At 41.2% G+C, this 22,861-nt stretch carries 20 protein-coding genes; 5 read left to right on the forward strand and 15 right to left on the reverse strand.

Annotated elements, in window-relative coordinates; translation table 11 throughout:
* Nucleotides 1-7: 7 nt before the first annotated feature.
* Nucleotides 8-826 carry a transcription factor RcaD gene (locus IM676_RS14235; protein ID WP_200987500.1) on the reverse strand — a complete coding sequence of 273 codons (819 nt, stop codon included), beginning with the start codon at nt 824-826 and terminating at the stop codon, nt 8-10.
* Nucleotides 827-1,442: 616 nt separating this feature from the next.
* On the opposite strand from IM676_RS14235, the gene IM676_RS14240 reads away from it, so the two are divergent.
* Entirely contained in the window at nt 1,443-2,606 is a 1,164-nt protein-coding gene (locus IM676_RS14240; protein WP_200987501.1) for a helix-turn-helix domain-containing protein, read from the forward strand.
* An 85-nt stretch (nt 2,607-2,691) separates the two neighbouring features.
* On the opposite strand, the gene IM676_RS14245 is transcribed toward IM676_RS14240, so the two are convergent.
* The 8 genes from IM676_RS14245 to IM676_RS14275 all read right to left on the reverse strand — a co-directional run bounded on the left by IM676_RS14245 (nt 2,692) and on the right by IM676_RS14275 (nt 11,024).
* Nucleotides 2,692-3,678, reverse strand: a complete 987-nt coding sequence (locus tag IM676_RS14245) for a hypothetical protein (RefSeq protein WP_200987502.1) — start codon at nt 3,676-3,678, stop codon at nt 2,692-2,694.
* Between the two features lie 11 nt (nt 3,679-3,689).
* Nucleotides 3,690-3,935 (reverse strand): hypothetical protein, encoded by a 246-nt coding sequence (locus tag IM676_RS19895; protein WP_225880374.1) that lies wholly within the window; start codon nt 3,933-3,935, stop codon nt 3,690-3,692.
* A gap of 758 nt (nt 3,936-4,693) precedes the next feature.
* Nucleotides 4,694-7,630 (reverse strand): cation-translocating P-type ATPase, encoded by a 2,937-nt coding sequence (locus IM676_RS14250; protein WP_200987503.1) that lies wholly within the window; start codon nt 7,628-7,630, stop codon nt 4,694-4,696.
* A 91-nt stretch (nt 7,631-7,721) separates the two neighbouring features.
* Entirely contained in the window at nt 7,722-7,931 is a 210-nt protein-coding gene (locus tag IM676_RS14255) for a hypothetical protein (RefSeq protein ID WP_200990298.1), read from the reverse strand.
* Between the two features lie 2 nt (nt 7,932-7,933).
* Entirely contained in the window at nt 7,934-8,581 is a 648-nt protein-coding gene (locus IM676_RS14260) for an HPF/RaiA family ribosome-associated protein (protein WP_200987504.1), read from the reverse strand.
* A gap of 47 nt (nt 8,582-8,628) precedes the next feature.
* Entirely contained in the window at nt 8,629-9,294 is a 666-nt protein-coding gene (locus IM676_RS14265; RefSeq protein ID WP_200987505.1) for a phosphoribosyltransferase, read from the reverse strand.
* A gap of 402 nt (nt 9,295-9,696) precedes the next feature.
* Nucleotides 9,697-10,290, reverse strand: coding sequence for an ATP-dependent Clp protease proteolytic subunit (locus IM676_RS14270; RefSeq protein WP_200987506.1), 594 nt, complete (start codon nt 10,288-10,290; stop codon nt 9,697-9,699).
* Nucleotides 10,291-10,361: 71 nt separating this feature from the next.
* Entirely contained in the window at nt 10,362-11,024 is a 663-nt protein-coding gene (locus IM676_RS14275; protein ID WP_200987507.1) for an ATP-dependent Clp protease proteolytic subunit, read from the reverse strand.
* Between the two features lie 192 nt (nt 11,025-11,216).
* On the opposite strand from IM676_RS14275, the gene IM676_RS14280 reads away from it, so the two are divergent.
* Entirely contained in the window at nt 11,217-12,473 is a 1,257-nt protein-coding gene (locus IM676_RS14280) for a vWA domain-containing protein (RefSeq protein WP_200987508.1), read from the forward strand.
* 208 nt (nt 12,474-12,681) lie between these two features.
* On the opposite strand, the gene IM676_RS14285 is transcribed toward IM676_RS14280, so the two are convergent.
* Nucleotides 12,682-13,758: a PIN/TRAM domain-containing protein gene (locus IM676_RS14285; RefSeq protein ID WP_200987509.1), complete on the reverse strand. Its 1,077-nt coding sequence runs from the start codon at nt 13,756-13,758 to the stop codon at nt 12,682-12,684.
* Nucleotides 13,759-14,003: 245 nt separating this feature from the next.
* Between IM676_RS14285 and hemW the strand changes: the two genes are divergently transcribed.
* The gene (hemW, locus tag IM676_RS14290; RefSeq protein ID WP_200987510.1) at nt 14,004-15,182 is read left to right on the forward strand and encodes a radical SAM family heme chaperone HemW; all 1,179 of its coding nucleotides are present in this window, start codon (nt 14,004-14,006) and stop codon (nt 15,180-15,182) included.
* A gap of 188 nt (nt 15,183-15,370) precedes the next feature.
* Here the strand turns inward: hemW and IM676_RS14295 are convergent, their stop codons facing one another.
* From IM676_RS14295 to IM676_RS14315, 5 genes are all read right to left on the reverse strand, one after another.
* A complete protein-coding gene (locus tag IM676_RS14295; protein WP_200987511.1) occupies nt 15,371-16,774 on the reverse strand; it encodes a ferredoxin:protochlorophyllide reductase (ATP-dependent) subunit N in 1,404 nt (467 codons plus the stop codon).
* Nucleotides 16,775-16,911: 137 nt separating this feature from the next.
* The gene (locus tag IM676_RS14300) at nt 16,912-17,517 is read right to left on the reverse strand and encodes a DUF5331 domain-containing protein (protein WP_200987512.1); all 606 of its coding nucleotides are present in this window, start codon (nt 17,515-17,517) and stop codon (nt 16,912-16,914) included.
* A gap of 29 nt (nt 17,518-17,546) precedes the next feature.
* A complete protein-coding gene (gene bchL / locus IM676_RS14305; protein ID WP_200987513.1) occupies nt 17,547-18,413 on the reverse strand; it encodes a ferredoxin:protochlorophyllide reductase (ATP-dependent) iron-sulfur ATP-binding protein in 867 nt (288 codons plus the stop codon).
* A gap of 507 nt (nt 18,414-18,920) precedes the next feature.
* Nucleotides 18,921-19,166, reverse strand: a complete 246-nt coding sequence (locus IM676_RS14310) for a TIGR02450 family Trp-rich protein (RefSeq protein WP_200987514.1) — start codon at nt 19,164-19,166, stop codon at nt 18,921-18,923.
* A gap of 185 nt (nt 19,167-19,351) precedes the next feature.
* Nucleotides 19,352-20,458 (reverse strand): saccharopine dehydrogenase family protein, encoded by a 1,107-nt coding sequence (locus tag IM676_RS14315; RefSeq protein ID WP_200987515.1) that lies wholly within the window; start codon nt 20,456-20,458, stop codon nt 19,352-19,354.
* Nucleotides 20,459-20,883: 425 nt separating this feature from the next.
* On the opposite strand from IM676_RS14315, the gene IM676_RS14320 reads away from it, so the two are divergent.
* Together IM676_RS14320 and ubiG are read left to right on the forward strand one after the other, a co-directional pair.
* Nucleotides 20,884-21,165 carry a hypothetical protein gene (locus IM676_RS14320; protein ID WP_200990299.1) on the forward strand — a complete coding sequence of 94 codons (282 nt, stop codon included), beginning with the start codon at nt 20,884-20,886 and terminating at the stop codon, nt 21,163-21,165.
* A gap of 610 nt (nt 21,166-21,775) precedes the next feature.
* Nucleotides 21,776-22,528 carry a bifunctional 2-polyprenyl-6-hydroxyphenol methylase/3-demethylubiquinol 3-O-methyltransferase UbiG gene (gene ubiG / locus IM676_RS14325; protein WP_200987516.1) on the forward strand — a complete coding sequence of 251 codons (753 nt, stop codon included), beginning with the start codon at nt 21,776-21,778 and terminating at the stop codon, nt 22,526-22,528.
* The last annotated feature ends 333 nt before the right edge of the window (nt 22,529-22,861 follow it).

Here is a 22,861-nt window from a genome sequence, read left to right on the forward strand (position 1 = left end):
AATGTATCTATTGGTCGTTCACAATTATAAAGAACAATGGACCACCAACGTTTTGGGGAATACCTGCATTAAGTTCTATAGTGTAGGGTGTAGGATCTAACAATGAACTCAATTCAATTTTGTCAGTTTTTTGCAAACGATACAGCGCCTGGTCTAGTTCATCTCGTGACAGGGGGGGTTGTAACTTCTGACGTAAGTGAAAAATTGGTAAGTAATTCCTTGTACCTAGTTCTTTATCTAACTGTTGAATAATCTGTAAAATATCTTCATCACTAAAATTAAGAGTTGTTTTTGCAGTAGTAATTTCCGCTACAGCTACGTTACCGCGTAAATGCTTGCGCAAAAACCGGAGGTAATTATTGAGTAAGTCTAGGCTAATATTTGCTGTTCCTGTGGGGGTGTATTCATCCCGCAAAAACTCAATTCCTCTTTCAGTTAGCCACACTTGAGATTTTGTTGTTTTGATTTTGAGTTCAATTGCAATCAAACCCCGCTCATTGAGGGCTTTGATTACCGTGTCTCGTTCAGCAGCTTTGAGTGAGGTGATTTTACTGGGGGCGATTTTACCGGATGTTTGAGCAATCTTCTGTAGTACCTTGAGTTCTTTGGGTGGAATGGGAACTTGAGTTAAATCGAGTTTGAGCAGTGCTTGACCAGGGGGGAGAATTTTAACGCTAGCAATCTCACGAGAATAGTCTACTAGCTCGCGATCGCCTAAAGTCTGGCAAATTCGCTTACTACCTTTAAAAGCACTACCACTCAGGCTGGCTCGATAATTTATACATCCAAGCAATTTTAACAGAAACTTTAACTCATTATTATCCATACCTGTCAGCCTGATTTGGTATTACCCAGGAATATCCTAGAAAAATTGACAGTACATATCATAACATTCAGTCTCAATGATCTGGGAGTGTAGGTAAAAAATATTTCTTAGCCATTGATATCAAGTCCGCCTTGTATATTTCTGGGTCTGGAGGGATTAGTTATGAAAAATTGCCCTAATTTAACGGTGGAATAGCAGTAAGATCATGGTTGGTAATTAGACATATATGGGAACCCCTAACTAAAGATAGAAGTTACTTCTGGTAAACAACTATAAAGTTGGAACACCATCAAACTATCTGAATAAATCATCAATCCTCCTTACTATAAAACCTTGAAGATATGATCAAAAAATAGTTAATAACACGGAGGATATTTTAATATTTTATTTTGTCACTTTATGAGATACTGATTGTGTCTGAGATTGAAAAAGTTAAAGAAATAGTATAGCCTGCAAATACACTTACATACATATTCAGCAAAGCCATGGGCAATAATTGCCCTGATTCCCACCTACTTTCACAATTGAGCATCTGGAAAAGTGGCGGAATTTATACCAGCATTACTATGGGAGACTTTTTTGATCAACCTCTGCAAGTAAGTAGCGAGAATTGAAGGTGAATATAGAAGAGTTCATTCAAAGCGCACAAGCATTAGATAGTTGTTTAGCAGATTTATACCAAACAGCTAGCGTATTACCTTGGATTCCGCCTGAAATGCTACCCCAAGCTGTTAAAGAAATATATAGTACCTCCAAAATAGTGCGGTTAGCAGCAGAGGAACTGTATCAAGAACATGAGAAGATCATCCAAACAAACAAAAGTCTAGAAGCTGAACGCCAAGGCTATCAAGATTTATTCGACTTTGCACCAGAAGCTTATTTAGTCACTAATACTGCGGGGGTGATTGAAAAAGCGAATCTGGCCGCGGCTAAATTACTCAACATTTCCAAGCCATTACTAGTAGGTCAAGCCATAGTTAATTTTCTCCCCCCAGAAGAAAGACAGATATTTGGCTGTGAAATCCGCCAGCTATACCATTCCGCCAGAGTCGCAGAGTTTATACTCCGCTTACAACAACGTCAAGGGGAGTATTTTGACGCGGCTTTAAAAGTGTCAGCAGTCACCAACCCAGAGGGTAAAGTAAACTTTCTGTTTTGGTTACTGCGCAATATAACTCAAGGTGAGAAACAGAAAACAGAAGCGCTAAATTGTGACTGTGATTTGATTCATCATCGCACTGTATATAAATATCTTAAAGGAGAAACTATTCCCCTGAATCCTTTAGTTGTTTGGTATGTACGCCGGGGCTTAGTAAAGCTCAATACTTTTTGCGAAACTGGGGAAGAAATATTCATAGGATTAGCCATCAAAGACATGGTTTTTGGCTCTCACATGACCTCTCTACCCATTTATCAAGCCATAGCCCTGTCTAATGTGGAATTAAGCTCAATTTATGTAGCAGAAATAGCAGCTAACCCAAACCTGAGTCATCTGCTGTTACCAAAATTTAACCAACGCTTACAACAAACAGAGTCTTTTTTAGTGATTGCTGGTAAGCGTCGGGTGGAAGAAAGACTATATCATCTGTTGCAACTTTTGAAACAGGAAATAGGTGAGCCTGTACCACAAGGGACTCGCTTACCTGTGCGATTAACTCATGAAGAGATCGCTAGTGCTTGTTGTACTACCAGAGTCACAATTACCAGATTGATGGGAAAGTTACAACAACAGGGTTTAATTAGTTTTGACTCCAAAAAATATATTATTTTAGGGGATTAATTATCTTTGTAGGGACAATTGATTAATTGTCCCTAGATTGTGGGTCACAGATGTCTCAATTGGGAAAAACCAACTATTTGATTTTTCATCTCCCTCGACTAGTCGCTAGCATCAACTTTGAGTCCCAAGTATATACTCCAATTTTGTCGGGTACTCGAGAAAATCGCCCTATGCGATAACCCCGTGATAGTTCATTGAGAACTTTACTTTTAACTTCTCGCACTTGTTGCTGATCTAGTTCACCATAAATACCATTGATGATTTCCGCCACACTGAAAACCCTCCCTGAATGTTTTTCTAAGAAGTCTGACAGAGCATCAATCAAAAATCTCCCTTCAAATTCTTTCACCATGGGGATAGTATTTGTTTGAGAGATAATCTGCGGTTTCTTTTGTTGATCTTTCCCATTTGGAGAGAAACGTTTAGTCCTGTTGGACTTAACTAAACTTAATTTCAGAGTGTAGCAACCAGGTTCGTCAGGAACGACTGACCAGACACCCCTTTCTTTTCCCTGTGCCAGTGAGGACTGCACTCTGGCTTTAACGACTTTAAAGATGGGTGATGCTAAATTTCCATAAAGCGATCGCACAATAAAGTCTATATGACAGACAGTACCAATATGTTTCTCCAGAAGACTTTTAATAGCTTCCATGCGACTTTGAGATTGATACTCAGGTACAAGCGGTATGTCTGGGACTTTCATTGATTGATCCTGAATTTCCACAGATGTTGGTGACCCAGAAAACTCTGTCATCTGTGTATTGTTCCCATCTAAATTGTCTGACTCTTCAAGTTCAGACTGGGTAGACTTGAGAGTTTTATCAGGTATAGATAACAGTGAATCTCTCGGATGTGGGTAAGAAACCTCTGGAAGCATTTCCACTTTTCCCACATCCTGAGCATCTGACCTAGAAGACCAATTAGATAACAAAGCATCTACATGATGTAGCTGCTGCTGCGCTTGGGTGTATAAGCTTTCATACTCTTTAACCAGGCGCCCATAGTATTCTCGTAATTCTAACAATGGCGAGAGAAAAACATCAGGGGGTGCTGATACTACTCTATTTTTCATAAAATTTCAAATTATCCTAAATCGACATCACTTTTGTAAGTCATTGCTCTGGGTTTTGCTTTTTGAGATGACTGATAAGATTTTTTGGGTGGTTGTGGTGGCCGACATTGTTCGCAATATAATGGGCGAGGTCCAAAGGTTTCCCTTTGTGTAGTTTGGTTGCATTGCTTACAGACAAAGTGGAAAACACGAGTATGAATCTGTCTTTTATGCGCTCTGACAGTATACTCTCTAACATCAATGAACTTACTAGGCATAATCCAGAACGGTGAATTTTATTCCTATCAATATAGCTATTCAAGCAAATGAAATGTGATCCGTGTGTCTCCAATTATCAGTTTTATTCAGTTCCTTGATTTCACTCATGGTAAATTGGGAGTAATCAATCAACTCTCTGCTGGAGATACATATACTTAATTATCACCATGAAAGTCTTAATAATTGCTATATCTCTGGGTGACTAAATATAGAAATTCCACATATTTTGGGAAATATTTCTCACAAATGCCTCAATTGTTCGGTTTTTATCCTAGGTATTAGAATGTGACAAAAAACCTGTTCACAATGGTAGTAGGCCTTGATATGAGTGAACCCCATTGTTTAAAACCCAAATATTTACCAAGTAAAACCACTGGGAAAAACCGAAGTATGTAACAAGAGGTAAATTATCCCAATAAGTTCTTGGGTGCGCCCTTGTCATCAGGACAATTTGGTAGCTCTCAAACCTACTTAGTCTTCTCAGTTTTTAGGCGCGCTGGGTCAACTACACACCTGTTTTTTTGAGTCTTGTTGACTAAACAAATAATTCCCACCTAGTTTGATCAAAATGTTTATAACCGTTATAATATAACATCTAGGTGCAATATATGATCATAAAAAAATTATCCCTAACTAACTATAATATGCTTTTTATTCAAGAAGATGTAAACTTGAACACCCAGTTTTTCGGAATCTATCGGAAGAGAGATTTCAGAATTTAATTGAGATGAAATTTCAATTAATTTGATTAATCAAATTAATTTAATTTGGGAATTTGATCCATAACCTTTGTACTTTCGTTGACGAGGAAAGGCAATAAAGCAGCACCGACGGTCACAGCACCATCGACAAAACTAATAGGGGTAATCCTTAAAAGCTTCCTGAGCGGTGGCATAGCTAAAGCCAATAGTTGTATGATAAAAGAACCTGTAATAGCAGCATTCAAGTAATTATTATTAGGTAATTGCTCTCGACTAAATATGCTGTGGTTTTCCGAACGGCAGCTAATAGTATGTAGTAGTTGTGCGGTTGTTAGGGTCATACAGGCCACAGTACTAGCCCTGGTTCCCATACCATATCTGAGGATGGCATAAATATATGCTGCTAAAGTACTTACAGATATTGTTGTTGACTCAAAGACAATTCTGCCCAAGTCAGAATTTTTGATAATTGGTTCATGAGGATTCCGCGGCGGTTGACTCAATACGTCAGGTTCTGGTGCTTCCATGGCCAGGGACAAACCGGGGAAAATATCACTAATTAAATTCAGCCATAGCAGTTGAATAGCACTCAAGGGTTCACCTAAACCAGCAGCTGTAGCGGTGGTCATCACCATGATTTCGCTGAGATTGGTGGAGAGGAGGAAATGCACGGATTTTCTAATGTTATTATAGATAGTCCGCCCCCGACTGACAGCAATGATCATAGTTTCTAGTCTGTCATCTTCCAAAACAATATCTGCTACTTCACGGGCGACATCAGTTCCTCCCTGACCCATGGCCACACCAACTTGCGCCGCCTTGAGCGCTGGTGCATCATTGATACCATCCCCGGTCATGGCTACTACTTTACCCCCTGCTTGCAAGGCTTGGACAATTTGCAGTTTACTACTGGGACTGATCCGGGCAAAAACCTTAACTTGATCGCTGACTGCTGTTAATTCCTCAAGAGTCAGACTCTCAAGGTGGCTAGCATCCAGAATCTCTAATTGGGAATCTGGACTTAATTCTAATTCCTGAGCGATCGCATAGGCGGTGGAACTTTGATCGCCGGTAATCATCACCGTCTCAATTCCAGCCTGATGAAAATCCCCAATTAATTGTTTTACACCCATTCTAATCGGGTCTGTCATCCCCACCAACCCCAACCAAATCAGGTTGTTTTCATAGTTATCGCAATGGTCATGATCAACATAGCCATAGGCTACCCCCAACACTCGCAGAGCCTTTGCAGCCAAGCGGTGGTTTTCCATTTCCATCCCCCGCCTATCTTCTGGAGTTAAAGGCACAACTTGGCCATTTTTCATCCACCATTGACATAAGTTAATCATTTCCTCGGGGTTACCTTTGACTGCAATCAACTTGTGATCATTGTCAAGGCGATGAATTGTACTCATGACATTACGGTTTTCACTGCGCAGATTAGTTTCTAACAGTTCATACTTTTGTCGGAGTTCGATCACATCCACTCCCGCCCTAATTGCCAAGTAAATCAAAGCATTTTCCGTGGGCGAACCTGTAACCCCATACTCACCATTATCCTGTTGAGTCACTTCACTTTGGTTGCACAACACAGATATATGAATCAGCTTTAATAGTTCATCATTGCTGTAGGGGTTAAGACTTTCTTCAGCGATAGTGATTTGTTGAGTGGTTGTACGTATTTCCACTACCAACATTTGATTTTCTGTAATTGTCCCGGTTTTATCCAAGCAAATTGTTTGTACAGAGCCTAAAGCCTCCACCGCCTTGAGACTGCGCACCAGGACATTATTCTTCCTCATCTCACGGATACCTAAAGCTAGGGTTGTGGTAGCAATTGTTGGTAAACCTTCGGGAACTGCCGCCACGGCGAGGGATATAGATGATTGCATCATTGTTAATAAACCATATCCCCGCAGCACTCCCAAACCAAAGACAAAACTACAAATTCCCATACCTAATAAAACCAGTTGATTTCCCACCTGGTCTAGTTGTTTTTCTAGGGGAGTATCTGTAGCTGTGGCCTGATTCACCAGTTGTTGGATTTTACCCATTTCTGTAAATCTACCCGTAGCTACAACCACAGCCAATCCTTGACCACCAGTGACAAAAGTTCCTTGATAGACCATGTTGGAGCGATCTGCTAAAGGTATATTTTCACCAAACACAGGTGTAATAGTTTTAGTGATGGGGATGCTTTCCCCGGTCAGGGGAGATTCGTCAACAATCAAGTTATCAGCTTCTATCAGTCTGGCATCTGCGGGGATATAACTACCAGATTTAAGTAATAAAATGTCTCCTATCACCAGTTTTTCTGTGGGGATTTCCATCTGCTGGCTATCTCTAATTACCCAAGTTAATATTTGTTCTTGATTTTGGAGAGATTGAATAATTTTTGCTGATTGGCTTTCTGTGGTGTATCCAATGAAGGCATTTAGACCCACAACACCCATAATTACCGCAGCATCTATGATACCTCCGGTAATCATGGCAATTCCCGCCGCCGCCACTAGTAAAGCCACTGGCAGAGATTTAAACTGGTCAATTAAAATCTTCCCAGGGGAATGGGTGGGGATTGCAGTTAAAATATTTTGCCCATATTTAGTGAGATTCCCTAGAGCCGACTCACTAGATAAGCCTGATATTTGAGCAGAATTTAATGTATCTATGACTTGTTCTGCTGTCATTAAATGCCAATGATCACTTTTTTGTTCTTGGGCATGATTAATAACTAATTCAGCGTTATTTAAACTAGATTTGGGGTGATAATTTTTTAAGGTTTCCTCAATCAGTAACCCTATAGTATGATAGCTATATTTATTGGTGAAGATAACCAGAATATTACTTGTAAATGAATTGGCACAAACATAAGTTATTTCTGGGTGATTACCCAGCGATCGCTCTAAATATTTTTGCAGTAATGGCGAACCGTACAGTTGATCAACCTTGTATCTAGCTCTCCCTTTAACTTGAGTATGTATTGCCTTAATCACAGCAGAATGTACTCCTGTCTAGAAGTTTTACATATTCCCATGCAGCAACAATCCCCCGCATGATCTGCAGGGGTATTAACACATGAATAATTTAGTTTTTTTGGTTTAGTTGGGTAGTACCATGACAATTTTCTATATGTTGATGTAAAGTTTTAGCCATCTCAGTGGCGACAATAATTAATTGCTCCTCCATAAGACCATTACCGCCCTCATCACTAACCTGGGGGTAAATATGAGGGTTAGACAACATCGCCGCCAGCAGTTGAGATGCAGTTTGTTGGAGTTGATTAACTTGTGACACCCTTATTCCCTCCAACCTAATGGCGGTTCAATCATGGTCTGGTCTGACTTACCGACTGCAACGCCGGGCTTATCAAAAATCTTCACCGTGCTGGCTTGGGGGCCTTCTTCGCCCATTTCTTCGGCAAAATGCACCGCGGTACCAATTTCTAAACGTTCAAATTCATGATGTAAAACACTATTGCGGTGAAAATAAATTTCCCGACCTTCTAAAGTTCTTAAGAAACCATAGCCCCTATCTTTAAAGAGTTTGGTAACTAGTCCCGTTCCTTCCTGGAATTGTTCTTGATTATAGGCCCGGACTTTACCACCCTGGCCATTACGCTCATATTGTAGTTGGTTGAGTTTAACTAGTTGCTGACGAGCTGCGTTAAAAGTATCGCGGATGACTGCATCTAAAGGCTCATATTGAATACCCTCTCCCGGATTTCTTTCTGCCACAAGTTCATGACCGGGGGGTACAGTAATATCAATGCGAACCCGATATGGTGAACCACTGCGGGGGCGATCATGGATTTTTTCAATGGCAATATGGCAGCTACTAATATGATCGCAAACAGTTTCTAATTTGGCGATTTTTTCCTGAATTAGGCCATCAATTGCACTTGTTTTCTCAACATTGCGATAGGTAATTTCTGGTGGTACTTTCATATTTTTGTCATTCTTGTAGTAGGTAATTAAAAACAATTGGGGTAACCCTAGGTACGAATAGATAATGGTTGATAGCTAGTTTCAGCTTGGCGCAGCAGATCCCGGACTTGCTCATCTGTAGTTTGGGGAAAGTGTTCATACCATAGACCAACACTATAAAAAGGTTCAGGTGTAGCCAGACAAACGACTTGGTTGACCGCAGTTTGTAACTCTTGACAGGTGGCTGCAGCACCCACAGGTACAGCAATGACCATTGTGGCGGGGTGGTGTCGCCGCACGGATGCTACCGCAGCCCACATAGTCGCACCTGTGGCCAAACCATCATCGACTAAGATGACTATATGTCCTTCTAACTCAGGGTCAGGGCGATCGCCTCGATACAGCAGTTCTCGACGTTCTAATTCTCGTTCTTCTTGGGCTGCAACTCTAGCAATTGTTTCTTCAGAGATATTCATTAAATTAATAATATGTTCATTAATAATCCGCACTCCACCAGATGCGATCGCCCCCATTGCTAGTTCTTCTTGTTCAGGTACACCCAATTTACGCACTACCAGGACATCTAAGGGTGCATTTAAACCTTGAGCAACTTCAAAACCTACTGGTACACCCCCCCTAGGTAGAGCTAACACGATCACATTTGTGGTGTTAGCATACTCTGCTAATTCTCGGGCCAACATTTGACCTGCTATGGTGCGATTTTTAAATACCATGGTATTACTCTCCTGATATTTGCCTCAGAAATGAGGTGTTATGTATTAACGCCTATTTTTCCTGTACTTCGCGCATCAAACAAAATTTTGTCCCCTGATGTGCTGCTCTGACCGGTGATGGTGACTAATCAGGGTGATCGAGTTTTTCTAGTGTTTCTAAACCGATCATACAAAGCTATAGTTTGGATCACCTCTGACTAACGGGGCGACATGAACAATCAACTGTTCTATCTCATGGAGGATGAAAAAAAGAGAGCCTCACCCGCAATTCCTTTCCTTGGTAGGGAAAGGGAGACTATCAGACAAGTCAAAGGTCGGGTGAGGACAAAAACTAGATTACTGTGTTACTTAATTTGTGTTCCGGCGCTAATGTCCGCTATCGGGAGAGTATGAAATTTTAGCTTAGGGACGCTCTTCAATCACACGGTCAATTAAGCCATATTCTTTAGCTTCAGTAGCAGACATGAAAAAGTCCCGATCCATGTCTTTTTCAATTTTAGCTAAAGGCTGACCGGTATTTTGAGCATAGATGTTATTCAGCTGGCTACGAATCCGCAGAATTTCTCTAGCTTCAATTTCGATATCACTGGCTTGGCCGCGGGTTCCACCGGATGGCTGGTGAATCATAATCCGAGAATGGGGTAATGCCATACGCTTACCCTTGGTTCCAGCAGCGAGTAGGAATGATCCCATAGAAGCTGCTAGACCTACACAAATTGTTACCACATCTGATTTAATGTGTTGCATGGTGTCGAAAATCGCCATACCCGAGGTCACCATACCACCAGGAGAATTTATGTATAAATAAATATCTTTACCTGGATCGTCTGAATCCAGATATAGCATGACGGCAATAATTTGGTTAGCAATTTCATCATCTACATCTCGCCCCAGGAAAATAATCCGTTCCCGGTAAAGGCGATCGTAGATGCTAATCCAGTCTGTATATTGTCCTCCGGGCATCCGGTAAGGAACTTTAGGAACGCCTATAGGCATATTCGTTACTCCGCTTGTAATTAATCATTGGTTATGAGTGATTTACTAAGGTAAATCACTACCTGTGTTACTTAAAGCACACTGGCAGGTAATGGGGGATTGGCGAGTTCCTCTTTTTCAAAAACTCGATCAATTAAACCATACTCCTTAGCTTCATAGGGAGTCATGTAGAATAGCCTATCCATGTCTTTGGTAATTTTTGCTGGTGTCTGTCCGGTGGTGTGGGACAGAATATCTACCATTGCCGCTTTGTTGACCAAAACTTCTTTTGCCCGAATTTGAATATCCGTTGCTTGACCTTGGGCATAGCTCTTAGGTTGGTGTAGGATAATGGACGAGTGGGGCAAACTGGCGCGACAGCCTTTTGTACCAGCGCTGAGTAACATTGCTGCCATACCCATGGCCGAACCAATACAAATGGTGTGGATGGGAGGCTTGATGTATTTCATGGTGTCATAGATGGCGAAGGCTTCGGTTTCAAAGCCAATGGGTTCGCCACTGTAACCAGAGGTTCCTGTAGAGTTGATATAGATTTTTATCGGCTTCTCTGGGTCGTCTGACTGCAAATACAGCAATTCGGCAACAATCAATTCTGTTACTGCAGGCACTAATGGCATTCCCAGATAGACAATTCTTTCCTTCATTAATAAGGAAGGTAAATCTGGCGGGGGTGTCCGGTAAAAGTTATCACCGTAATAAGGGGCTTGCACAGCCTTGATGGGGGAATTGTCCATAGCAACTGATCGCCTGAAACTAAGCCGTTAACTGTAATACATCCTAACGCGATGTTAGCTGACTTCAAGTGTGGATTTCTCGCTAATTGGTAATTGACCCTGCTTGTGTTGCCCACTCCTTGATTTTTCCGTAGTGCCAATGTGGCGTTTTGAAGTTATTTGTATAGATATCCTAACTAAAAATTTTGGGTTATGAAGGTCAATTTACAGCCAATCTTGAATGATGGTAGTTTGGACGCATATCAACCGACTAGTCAACGTCAGTTGTCTATATCGGTTTCGGCTCTGGCTGAAGTTGCAGACCGTGATCTACCACTGAATTTATGCTTAATTCTCGACCATAGTGGGTCTATGAATGGCCGACCTTTAGAAACTGTCAAGCAGGCGGCTATTAATCTGGTGGATAAACTTAAAGGGGGCGATCGCCTGAGTGTTGTGGCTTTTGATCACCGTGGGACTGTGTTGGTCCCTAATCAAATGATTACTGACCCACAGGAGATTAAAAACCAGATTCAGAGTTTATCTGCTGGTGGTGGTACGGCTATTGATGAAGGTTTGCGTTTGGGGATTCAGGAGTTAGCTAAGGGAAAGAAAGAAACTGTTTCTCAAGCCTTTTTGTTAACTGATGGGGAAAATGAACACGGTGATAATCAACGCTGTTTAAAATTGGCTCAATTAGCTACTAGCTATAATTTAACTTTAAACACCTTGGGATTTGGTGACAAATGGAATCAAGATATTTTAGAAAAAATCGCTGATGCTGGCTTAGGTAGTTTGTCCCACATTCAACGACCCGAAGAAGCCGCAGATGAGTTTAACCGTCTGTTTAACCGTGTGCAAAAGGTGGGATTGACTAATGCTTATTTGCTGATCTCCCTGATGGGTGATACTCGCCTAGCAGAACTTAAACCTATAGCCCAAGTTGCGCCAGAAACTATTGAGTTACCAGTGCTACAAGAAGCAGATGGGCGCTTGGCTGTGCGCTTGGGAGATTTAATGAAGGATGCACAAAGGGTAATTTTGGCTAATATCTACCTGGGACAATTACCACAAGGTCAACAGGCGATCGCTAATCTCCAAGTCCGCTATGATGACCCGGCTCAAAATCAGATGGGTTTATTGACTCCTTTAGTCCCGGTTTATATCCAGGTAACGGGGATGTATCAACCAAAAACTGATGCACACGTGCATCAGTCTATTTTGGCGTTGGCTAAGTACCGACAAACCCAGATAGCTGAGGCGAAATTACAACAGGGCGATCGCGCCGGTGCTGCTACTATGTTGCAAACTGCAGCCAAAACCGCTCTACAAATGGGTGATCAAGGGGCGGCGACGGTGTTACAAACTTCTGCTACCCAACTGCAATCCGGAGGGGAATTGTCCCAGAGCGATCGCAAGAAAACCAGAATTGTCTCTAAAACCGTATTGCAAGATACTCCTCGCCCATAAAGTTAATTTGGTTGTACTATAAATTACTTTCTCCTATATAATTCCTTGGAGTAAATCCACAGGAGATAAATGGTAAAACAATTGGGGGGGTGGGCATTCTAACCCATCCTCTACTTATAACTAATTATAATTGCTGTATTTTAATAAACAAAATCGGTGCAGATTGACTACACCGATGAGATAATTAACCTTAATTTACCTTGACATTTCATGCCAAAGCGGAAGCCTGGGGTTTAGCAAAAATCATGCGTCCGGCGGAGGTTTGCAAAGCACTGGTAACTACCACCCGCACCTCACCACCGACATAACTTCTCCCCTCTTCCACTACCACCATTGTACCATCATCCAGGTAGCCCACCCCTTGAGTGGGTTCTTTGCCTTCTTTGAGAATCTTTAGGTCAAGATTATCACCAGGCAAATAAGTAGAACGCACGGCATTCACTAAGTCATTGACGTTGAGAACAGGTACTTTCTGCACGCTGGCTACTTTGGATAGGTTGTAATCATTGGTGAGGAGTGTACCGTTAATTTCCTGGGCAAACTTGACTAATTTAGCATCGACTGTGGCAATATCGTCGTAGTCCACAGGGTTAATTAATATCCTGTCTGGGTAATCTTTCTTCATGCGGTTGAGAATGTCTAATCCCCGTCTTCCCCGGACGCGCTTTTGGTCTTTACTCGCATCGGCTACTTGTTGCAACTCTTGTAACACAAATTGTGGGATTAAAATTTGTCCTTCGAGGAATCCCGTGTCTAGTAGAGCCTCAATGCGACCATCAATAATACAACTGGTGTCTAAAACTTTGGTATTAGCAGGTTTAAGGGTTCCCTCTACTAGCATTGTCTCTACAGTGTTGGGATTAATGAACCGCAATAACCCCCGGCCATGGGTATCAGCTAAGTTCATCCCGGTTACAGCTAGTAATATACTGCCAACAACGGCTACTAATGGCTTAATAAAGCCAAAATCTTGGGGAATGGGGAGTAAAAATAATGGGGCGAGCATGAGGTTGGCTAGCAATAGCCCGATGACTAAACCAATGGCACGAGTTAAGATGGTTTCTACCGGCATTTCTCGCACTTGTACCTCTAAGCGCCGATATGATGTTTGGAAACGTAGACCCACAGCACCGCCCAGAATGGCGGCAAATACTGCAAAAACCAGGCGTAAAGCGTCTAGGTTGGTGACCCCATCTAGGGAACCGTCGGGGAGAAATTCAATACTGTAGAACCCGATTCCCGCTGCTGCTAGGATGAATGAGAGAATAATAATGGCATCAAGCATAGTTGTCTTGTTTTCCCGCGATTGTGTTACCCAATAAACTCAAGTATTTTTGCTCAGTAGGAGTGATCAATCAATATTGACTTACATTAGGGTTTTAAGCAGGTAATATCTGCAAATATTATAACTAAACTGTTTTCTCGGAATATTTTTCATAGTTTTGTTGTAAAACGATAAAAAACTGTTAGAAAAACTATTTATTTTCACTATTTGTCATACTCACTGGGGTTGATTAATTATTACTGACAATGAATCAAAACTTTAATGTTCCTGATGTGGCCAGTTCAGCCTATGTACACGTTCCCTTTTGCAGACGGCGCTGCTTTTATTGTGATTTTCCTGTGTCTGTGGTGGGCGATCGCCTGCGGGGAGAAACATCTGGTACGATATCCCAGTATGTGGAGGCTCTGTGTCGAGAAATTGCCATGGCTCCCACTGGTCAACCTCTAAAGACAATTTTCTTTGGTGGTGGTACTCCTTCTTTATTATCAACAAAGCAGTTAGAACGGATCTTAGTAACCCTAGAAAAACATTTGGGAATTGCTCCGGGTGCTGAAATTTCCATGGAAGTAGACCCTGGTACCTTTGATTTACCACATCTGTCTGGCTATAGCACAGTGGGTGTTAATCGGGTGAGTTTGGGTGTACAAGGGTTTCAAGCTGAGTTATTACAGATTGCGGGGCGATCGCATTCTGTTGTAGATATTTTTACATCTGTGGAATTAATTCACCAAGTCGAAATTCCCGAATTTAGTTTAGACCTGATCTCTGGTTTGCCACATCAGTCTTTAGAACAATGGCAGGATTCCTTAGAACAAGCAATAGCAAGCATACCTACTCACATATCTATATATGACCTGACCATAGAACCTGGTACGGCTTTTGGTCGTTACTACCAACCCGGCGACCAACCATTACCCACAGATGAAACCACAGTCCAAATGTACCAAATGGGGCAAAAAGTTTTGACTGATGCAGGGTTTGAACATTACGAAATTTCTAATTATGCCCGCCCTGGTCATCAATGTCAGCATAATCGGGTATATTGGGAAAACCGCCCTTATTATGGTTTTGGTATGGGTGCGGCTAGTTATTTAGATGGAAAGCGGTTTACCCGTCCCCGCAAGACTAAGGAATATTACCGATGGTTAGATTCTGGAGGTGTAATTGATTGCCAAGTTACACCCCCAGAGGAAGTATTATTAGAAACTTTAATGTTAGGTTTGCGGTTAGCTGAGGGTGTGAGTGTGGCTATGTTAGCCCAGAAGTTTGGGGAAGATCAAGTTAAGAAAATTTACAAATGTTTACAACCTTATTTAGATCAAGGTTGGGTGAAAGTTGTGGGAGGGAAGATAGCCTTATCTGATCCCCAAGGGTTTTTATTTTCTAATGTGGTCTTAGCTGATTTGTTTGACCAGTTGGGTTGACCATCCTCCTTGATCAAGATCCCCCAACCATAAAAGGTAAAACCTATGCATCTACTAGCATTAACCAGGGCCGTAGCTAATGATAAATTATAGCCTTACAGCCAGGCGCACCGGTGAGAGCATACCCAAAGGAAAAAAGGCGAACAAAGTTCGCCCCCAATATGATCTGCTATAACTCAGCCAAACACTTAAATTTTTGCTTCTTCCTTGACTAACTTATCCCAACCCAAATCTTTAAGATTATTATTGCGGCGCAGGGGACGGGTCACCAACTCCAGAAGGTCACGGGCGTTGGTAAAACCGTGAATTTGCGCAAAGGTGAACTCTACGGACCACTTAGTATTAATACCGCGGGCTTCTAAAGGATTAGCGTGAGCCATACCGGTAATTACCAAATCTGGTTTTAATTCATAAATACGCTGCACCTGATTGTAATTATCTGGTTTCTCGATAATCTTGGGCAGAGGTACTCCCATTTCGTGACAGGTTTTTTCTAACAGCGCCAACTCAGCAGCTTGATACCGCTTATCCATATAGGGGATACCGATTTCATGTACGGTCATTCCACAACGTACTAAAAATCGAGCTTGGGAGATTTCTAGTAAGTTATCACCCATAAAGAAGACAGATTTACCCCGAATTATTTTCACATAATCTGCCAAACTTTCCCAAATCTGCGCTTCCCGCTCATCTAAACCCTTGGGAGTAATACCAAATACAGAGCAGATTTTCTCAATCCAAGCGCGAGTACCATCAGGGCCAATGGGGAAGGGTGCGCCAATGAGTTTACACTTGCGGCGACGCATTAAGGTGGTGGCGGTGCGACTGAGGAAGGGGTTGACACCAGCCACATAATACCCTTCTTCAATCACGGGTAATTCAGTAAACCGCTTTGCAGGTAACCAACCAGAAACTTTTATCCCTTGTTTCTTGAGTTCCAAGGTTAACTGGGTGACCACAGGATCAGGTAGGGAACCGAACAGCACCAGGGGAGGATGATCTACATACTCAGATTCTTCTTGAGCGACTTCTTCTTTCTTTTTACCAAAGTTGAGCAGCTTTTGAATGGCATTACCTTCATTTTTATCAGTTGCTGCTGCTGGTGCTTGAGTGGGACAACGATTAGCCATAGATGCTAATACGGTATCTTCCCCTTGGGTAAAGGCATAATCTAGACCATTAGCACGGGCGACGACAATAGGAATACCAATTTCTGATTCTAACTTGGGTGCTAAACCTTCTAAATCTGTTTTAATGATTTCTGTAGTGCAAGTACCAATCCAAACAATTACACTGGGATTGCGATCGCGCTTAATTTGCAAACACAACCGCTTTAACTCTTCATAATCATTGAGTTGTGCGGAAATATCCCCCTCTTCTAATTCTGCCATGGCGTAACGAGGTTCAGCAAAAATCATCACCCCCATGGCATTTTGCAAGAAATACCCACAAGTCTTAGTACCAATCACCAGAAAGAAGCTATCTTCAATTTTCTGGTATAACCAAGCCACACAACTAATGGGACAGAAGGTGTGGTAATTGCCAGTTTCACACTCAAATTTTAAAGTGTCTGGTTGTTGAGCGATAGTCATTTGTATGTTTCTCCCCTGAGTATTTAATAGCAGTTGAATATAGAGCAGATATCAGGGGGGGGATAATCCTTCCCCCTCAATACCCCTGTGGTGTAATCAAGTCATTATCGCTGCCGATATCCAAAAAAAGGTAATAATTAAGGTTTGGGGAACAGACGCGCCAACTCTGATTCATCAAAAACATCCTCTGAGAGGTCTTCCCCACTTTTTTCTAATTCAGTTTCCTCACCCCAGACATCTGATAATATGTCCTTGCCTTGGGAATCATCCAGTATTTCTGGAGATCCGGGTGTTGATCCAAAGGAAACCCCGCCAAAATCATCAGCTTCCATGGTCAGTGATGAGTTTAATCTACCATCGAGTTTATTTTGTCCTTTCTTAGATGCGCCCCCCAAGCCATGGCGATGAAAATCTTCTTTGCGCTGTTGATTCACACCCCGCATCTGTTCTGTTGAATTGGGGCGATAACCCAGAGCCATATCGGGGTCAAAATCCAACTCCAGCACATCAATCAGAGTATCAGGGTCAGGATTCAGTTTGGAAAAAGGCATCATCAGCTGTGCTAATTGGGGTTCTAGAGCATTGATAACACCCAAGATGAGGTATGAACTCGGTCGCTTTCCCCCATCTGGAGTTGGAACCGAGTCGGCTTTCATATGTAAAACAATCCACTCTCGGTTGATCTCAAAAAATTCCAACCACTTTTGTCTGATTTCATCTGTAAAGCTGTTAAAGAAAGCCATATTTTTCCTCATCCTGGAACTTGATGATGTTATACAATCATCAAGTCTAGTTCTTCTTCCAAATTCGTCACCTGTGGTTTGGCTGGATTTAGGTAAAAATCAGACAACAGAGAGAACAATTCCCGGTCTTGAGCATCTTTCGGCACAACACCCTCTGGACGTGCCAAAATTTGATCAGCGATATTCAGGTAGTAATCGCAAACATAGCTCAGAGAAGGGTCATTTTCTGCCATTTCAAATAAAGTTTTACCCTTAACACGAGAAACACGAATATCTTCAATTAAAGGTAACACTTCTAACACTGGCATAGGCACTGCTTCTATATATTTCTCGATTAAGTCCCGCTTGGAAGTGCGATTACCAATTAAACCCGCTAAACGCAGGGGATGAGTGCGGGCTTTTTCCCTCACTGATGCTGCAATGCGATTGGCAGCGAACAGGGCATCAAAGCCATTGTCAGTCACAATCATGCAATAATCTGCATAGTTGAGTGGTGCTGCAAAACCACCACATACAACGTCACCCAGAACATCAAACAGAATTACATCGTACTCATCAAAAGCGTTGAGTTCTTTCAGTAATTTTACGGTTTCACCTACTACATAGCCGCCACATCCAGCACCAGCAGGAGGTCCCCCAGCTTCTACGCAATCTACACCACCATAGCCTTTATAAATTACATCTTCTGGCCAAACATCTTCGTAGTGGTAATCCTTTTCTTGGAGAGTATCAATAATTGTGGGAATTAAAAACCCTGTGAGGGTAAAGGTGCTGTCGTGTTTGGGGTCACAACCGATTTGCAGAACTCTCTTACCGCGTTTGGCAAGGGCCACGGATATATTACAGCTAGTTGTAGATTTACCAATACCACCTTTTCCGTAAACTGCTAGTTTCACTGTTATTTACCTCTAATAATTTCTTATCAAACTCCTAGATCAAGGTTTTACCCTTAGCTAGCCTGCCGATGTGTGAGCTATGTGATTTTGATTATTAACAATATTCCAGAGAAAAGAAAGGGGTTGCAAATATGAAAAAGCTATCTATAAGATGCTTTTAGGATTATAAAAGAGTATTTGAGGTCTATTTCGCTTTTAAATCTGTTTATTGAGTTTAAAACCTTGTAAATTGATTTTTGTGATCCACTTTTTATAAAAGAGTTACAAAAGACAAAAACCGCTATATGTACTTTTGTATATAGTTTTTATGGCTTTCAACTAACTTCAGTCAGACTGATCCCAGTCAGAGAAGCTGGGTGTCAACCGGGAATAGAGATAATTAGCTGTGGGACACTTAAGGGGCTATATTGACAAATGCAAGACATTGGTCAGAATATCTCAACTATGGTTTTCATCCCTTGGTGACTGGTTTGTAATAAATTATTAATTTTAGGTTTTAGCTGATATTTAGGTCTCTAGTGCTTCAATTTCTTGTAAAGATTGCCAGCCAGCTTTCCACTGAGAGTTATCTTGTAACAATTTTGCGTTTAACCAAAAGCGCACATTGGGGTCACAAGCTGCGACCATTTCCGCATATACCCACTTACTCTGATTTTTCCGGTTAACGACCTGGAAGTGTCGCCAGCCATCTATTTTCTTCTGTGCTGTCCACTTAGAACCAACTAGGTGAGGAAATTTTTGTTTTTTAGCCATTGAACACACAGAACAAAACAGAACTTGGCGTGTACTTGATTAGCCTGACAAAGGCCATAACACTATAATATAAATAGTTTATTAAGTAAACCTTAAATTATTGCGGCCATGATGGCACCAACAAATATGGTGGGTTATTTGGTGGAATCATGATTAATTATACCAGCAGCAGTGAGAACCTTTTTTTAACACCAGTGGGAATTGATCTGAATTCCTCGTTTTTCCATAGCATGCATAAATAAATCTGTTGGTAGTGCTGCTTCTACAGGTGAAACCCCTGGTTTTTTCAGGTTCCCTGTTAATAATAATTCTGCAATGCTACCAGCACCACAGCCAGAAGCTACGGCGGTATTTTCATGTACTACGGTAGAACGGTAAACAGCGGTTTGACCATTTTTTTGACCTGTGACTTCTGAACGCACTGCTACCCCAATTCCACTAAAATTATTGGTGAAATCTGTCATTAAATGACTCACACGGGCTAAAAATTCAATCATGTAACGACGTTGTATTAACCACTTGGGTAATATATGGGCTGCTGTCCAGGTGAGGTGGTTATAAAAGTCGGGAATCGAGCCAAATTTGGTAACTACGGTTTTAACTGATGGGAATGCTTGGGGTATTGTAAAGGTTTCTGGCATATCAAACCAGTAAACGCCATGGAGTCTATAGGGAGGGGGAAAATCAACTACTTCTCTTTGACTGTAAGGCTGGATTATTTGCCATTTTCCATCTATCCACGCTTGAAAAGGATATTGCAACCCTAAAAAAGTGGTACGCATGACTGTGATTCCCGCACCACCAGAACCAGATACTAAGTAACTTAAATGTATTTCTTCTGGTTGATCAAATTGCTCGGCACATTGACGTACCATGCTATTAGAGATACCAGGGAAAATACCGGTATTAATAATTGCAGTTACACCCGCAGCAACCGCTTGCTGATGATAATTTAGGGCTTTGCTAGTATAGGAACGGTGGTCACTGACATCTATATAGTTTACCCCTTCTTCAATACAAATTTGCAGAACATCAGCATCTCGGTAGTGAAACGGTCCTGCACAATGGATAACTAAATTAGAGTTAGCGATCGCCGCTCTCAATTTCTCAACTTCTGCCAAGTCTAACACTAAAAACTGCACATTTTCACCTAAAGACAAGCTAGGATTACTGGGTGTTTCCGGTGAACGCCCAGTAATGGTAATTTGTGCTGGGGTGTGGGTAGCTATATCTAGAGCAACATGGCTACCAATCCGCCCTCTTCCACCCAGAATTAAAACGCGATCTTTCATTACTCCAATATAGGCAACACCAATTATTATTTATTGTACCTATTGCACCTATTGCACCTATTGCACCAGTTTTTGGTCTGATTTGTCATCGGTTATAAGTATGAATTTACTATGAATTAAGAGTAACGACAACCCCACGCAGCCCAAGCTTTACCAGGGTAGGGTGAGAGAGGGGTTAAATAAATGAATGCTTCACAAAAAATTAGTGTGAGTCATCACTTTAGTCTTTAATATGATCTGATGCTGGAGAGAGACGTTTTACTAGTTGCATAGAATTACTATCGAATGTAGATACAAGATTCCAATGCGGTATTCATGAGGCCATCATAGCCAATTAGTATTGATAATACTGCGAGATTTTGTATTGATTTCTAGAATTACCGGGCTATTTAACAATTTTGCTGCTGTAAACGCAGGAGAGCCAAATGAACGCAAACAAGAATGTAAGTTTCTTCAAAATACTTCTTAGCCTTGTGGGAGTCGCTGGTATAAGTGCTTTGGTCAGTGTTCCCGCATTTGCATTCACCAATTTAAGCACGTCTACAACTGGTACTTTACACTCCCAAACACAACCACCGATAGATGACCCTACTATTGAAACACCAGAAGAAAGAGAAGAACGAGAAGAACGAGAAAGACGAGAACAAGAAGAAGACCAAGAAACAGACAGACAACCACAACAACCACAAGAACCACAAATAAATTAGGGAGTTTATCACTACGATTAAATAATTTACAGCCACAGAATATCTTTTTTATTTGAGTTTTATAGTATATTCTGTGGCTTTTTCCGTTAAAATTATTGGTCTAAATTATTGGTCTATCTGACTGCAAGCAATTGAATTAATCCTAGAACTTTAATTAGAGGATGTTTTAAAAGTTATGATTAATGTATTAACTATTGTTTAACCCCACCCTCTCCTTGCAAGGGTAGGTTTTTAATATGATCTGTGAAGGCAAGACTAGGAAGACAAGGAAGGAAAGTGGACAAGGAAGATTTTATACGGACAATGGTCTTTTAAGGGGCTATTTTTCTTACTAAAAATACAGACTTTGTACTGTTTTTCTCCCTTGTCACCTTGTCCACCTTGTCCACCAAGTCTTGTCCTTGTAAGGGGAGGGGACTGGATTTTATTGTTTTTTNNNNTTCCCTGTTCCGGTGTTCCCTGTTCCCTAATATAAAAATTACCTGTTTAACACTTTCCAAACATCCTCTGAGATTTAATTAAAACTATCCCGAAGGAAGAGTTAGTAATTGAGCGATAAAAGATAAAAAGTTAATTATGTATTGACTCATAATTAGCCTATTTATCATAGATGCTCAAAAATAATCTAGAATACTACGACTTAAAGGCAGATAGTTGGTGGACTGTAGGTGAAATTTTGAATTTATCGCAGCATCTGAATCAATATAGACTTAACTTCTTTGCCAATTATATATCCACATGGCAAGGAATGAAAGTTTTAGATATTGGTTGCGGGGGTGGATTAGCGGCGGAAACTTTAGCTAAAAAACAGGCTTATGTAACTGGTATTGACTTATCGCAGCCATCAATTCAAGTAGCCCAAGCTCATGCTATAACAAACAATTTAAATATTAATTATTATCAGGGAATTGCTGAAAATATGCCTTTTGATGATCAAGAATTTGATGCGGTTTTGTGTTGTGATGTTTTAGAACACGTCACTGATTGGCAGCAAGTTATTTCAGAAGCCCATAGAGTGTTAAAGACAAAGGGGTTACTTTTTTTTGATACAATTAATCGTAACTTTAAATCCCAATTAATCATGATTTGGCTGTTGGAATATATGCTTAAGCAAATACCAAGAGGTCTTCATGATTGGCATAAGTTTATTAAACCGGAAGAATTAACTTATACAATGGAGAATTGTGGATTGGGTAATGTTGTAATTAAAGGATTTGACTTAACAGGAGGTCTGAATTTCCAAACATTGATCAATATCTTATATCAAGGTTTAAATCATAATTATGGCGATTCAGAACCATTTCCCATCAAAATCAATGAAGATACTTCAGTTTGGTATATTGGCAAAGCTGTAAAGTTATAGAGATGGTTTTATAACTTTTTAAGAGGGAACAGGTAACGGGTAACACACCGAAGCAACAAAATCAAGTCCTATTCCCTTGACCAGGGAAAACCCCGGTTGATGCTACCTAGAAGGGGTTGGAAACCCGCGTTTGATGCTAACCAGGGAACCGGGGGTTAGAAACCCCCGTCTAATAGCTAAAGTCAGATAAATCTGACTAGAAAATCATGTATGTGATCATCTTAACAGAATGTGTCGCCATTCTCTATACTCCCCTCCCTTTACAAGGGGATGGGTTGGGGGTGGGGTCAAACCTCATCCCACCATCTACGCAGGGCGATCGCCCTTCTATCT

The organism is Anabaenopsis elenkinii CCIBt3563 (assembly GCF_015245355.1).
In the GTDB taxonomy this organism is placed as follows: domain Bacteria; phylum Cyanobacteriota; class Cyanobacteriia; order Cyanobacteriales; family Nostocaceae; genus Anabaenopsis; species Anabaenopsis elenkinii.

Excerpts from the sequence above, each read along its gene's own strand:
- IM676_RS14235 (WP_200987500.1), bottom strand. The coding sequence starts at position 826 with ATGGATAATAATGAGTTAAAGTTTCTGTTAAAATTGCTTGGATGTATA.
- IM676_RS14245 (WP_200987502.1), bottom strand. The coding sequence starts at position 3,678 with ATGAAAAATAGAGTAGTATCAGCACCCCCTGATGTTTTTCTCTCGCCA.
- IM676_RS19895 (WP_225880374.1), bottom strand. The coding sequence starts at position 3,935 with ATGCCTAGTAAGTTCATTGATGTTAGAGAGTATACTGTCAGAGCGCAT.
- IM676_RS14260 (WP_200987504.1), bottom strand. The coding sequence starts at position 8,581 with ATGAAAGTACCACCAGAAATTACCTATCGCAATGTTGAGAAAACAAGT.
- IM676_RS14265 (WP_200987505.1), bottom strand. The coding sequence starts at position 9,294 with ATGGTATTTAAAAATCGCACCATAGCAGGTCAAATGTTGGCCCGAGAA.
- IM676_RS14270 (WP_200987506.1), bottom strand. The coding sequence starts at position 10,290 with ATGCCTATAGGCGTTCCTAAAGTTCCTTACCGGATGCCCGGAGGACAA.
- IM676_RS14275 (WP_200987507.1), bottom strand. The coding sequence starts at position 11,024 with ATGGACAATTCCCCCATCAAGGCTGTGCAAGCCCCTTATTACGGTGAT.
- IM676_RS14280 (WP_200987508.1), top strand. The coding sequence starts at position 11,217 with ATGAAGGTCAATTTACAGCCAATCTTGAATGATGGTAGTTTGGACGCA.
- IM676_RS14285 (WP_200987509.1), bottom strand. The coding sequence starts at position 13,758 with ATGCTTGATGCCATTATTATTCTCTCATTCATCCTAGCAGCAGCGGGA.
- hemW (WP_200987510.1), top strand. The coding sequence starts at position 14,004 with ATGAATCAAAACTTTAATGTTCCTGATGTGGCCAGTTCAGCCTATGTA.
- IM676_RS14295 (WP_200987511.1), bottom strand. The coding sequence starts at position 16,774 with ATGACTATCGCTCAACAACCAGACACTTTAAAATTTGAGTGTGAAACT.
- IM676_RS14300 (WP_200987512.1), bottom strand. The coding sequence starts at position 17,517 with ATGGCTTTCTTTAACAGCTTTACAGATGAAATCAGACAAAAGTGGTTG.
- IM676_RS14310 (WP_200987514.1), bottom strand. The coding sequence starts at position 19,166 with ATGGCTAAAAAACAAAAATTTCCTCACCTAGTTGGTTCTAAGTGGACA.
- IM676_RS14315 (WP_200987515.1), bottom strand. The coding sequence starts at position 20,458 with ATGAAAGATCGCGTTTTAATTCTGGGTGGAAGAGGGCGGATTGGTAGC.
- IM676_RS14320 (WP_200990299.1), top strand. The coding sequence starts at position 20,884 with ATGAACGCAAACAAGAATGTAAGTTTCTTCAAAATACTTCTTAGCCTT.
- ubiG (WP_200987516.1), top strand. The coding sequence starts at position 21,776 with ATGCTCAAAAATAATCTAGAATACTACGACTTAAAGGCAGATAGTTGG.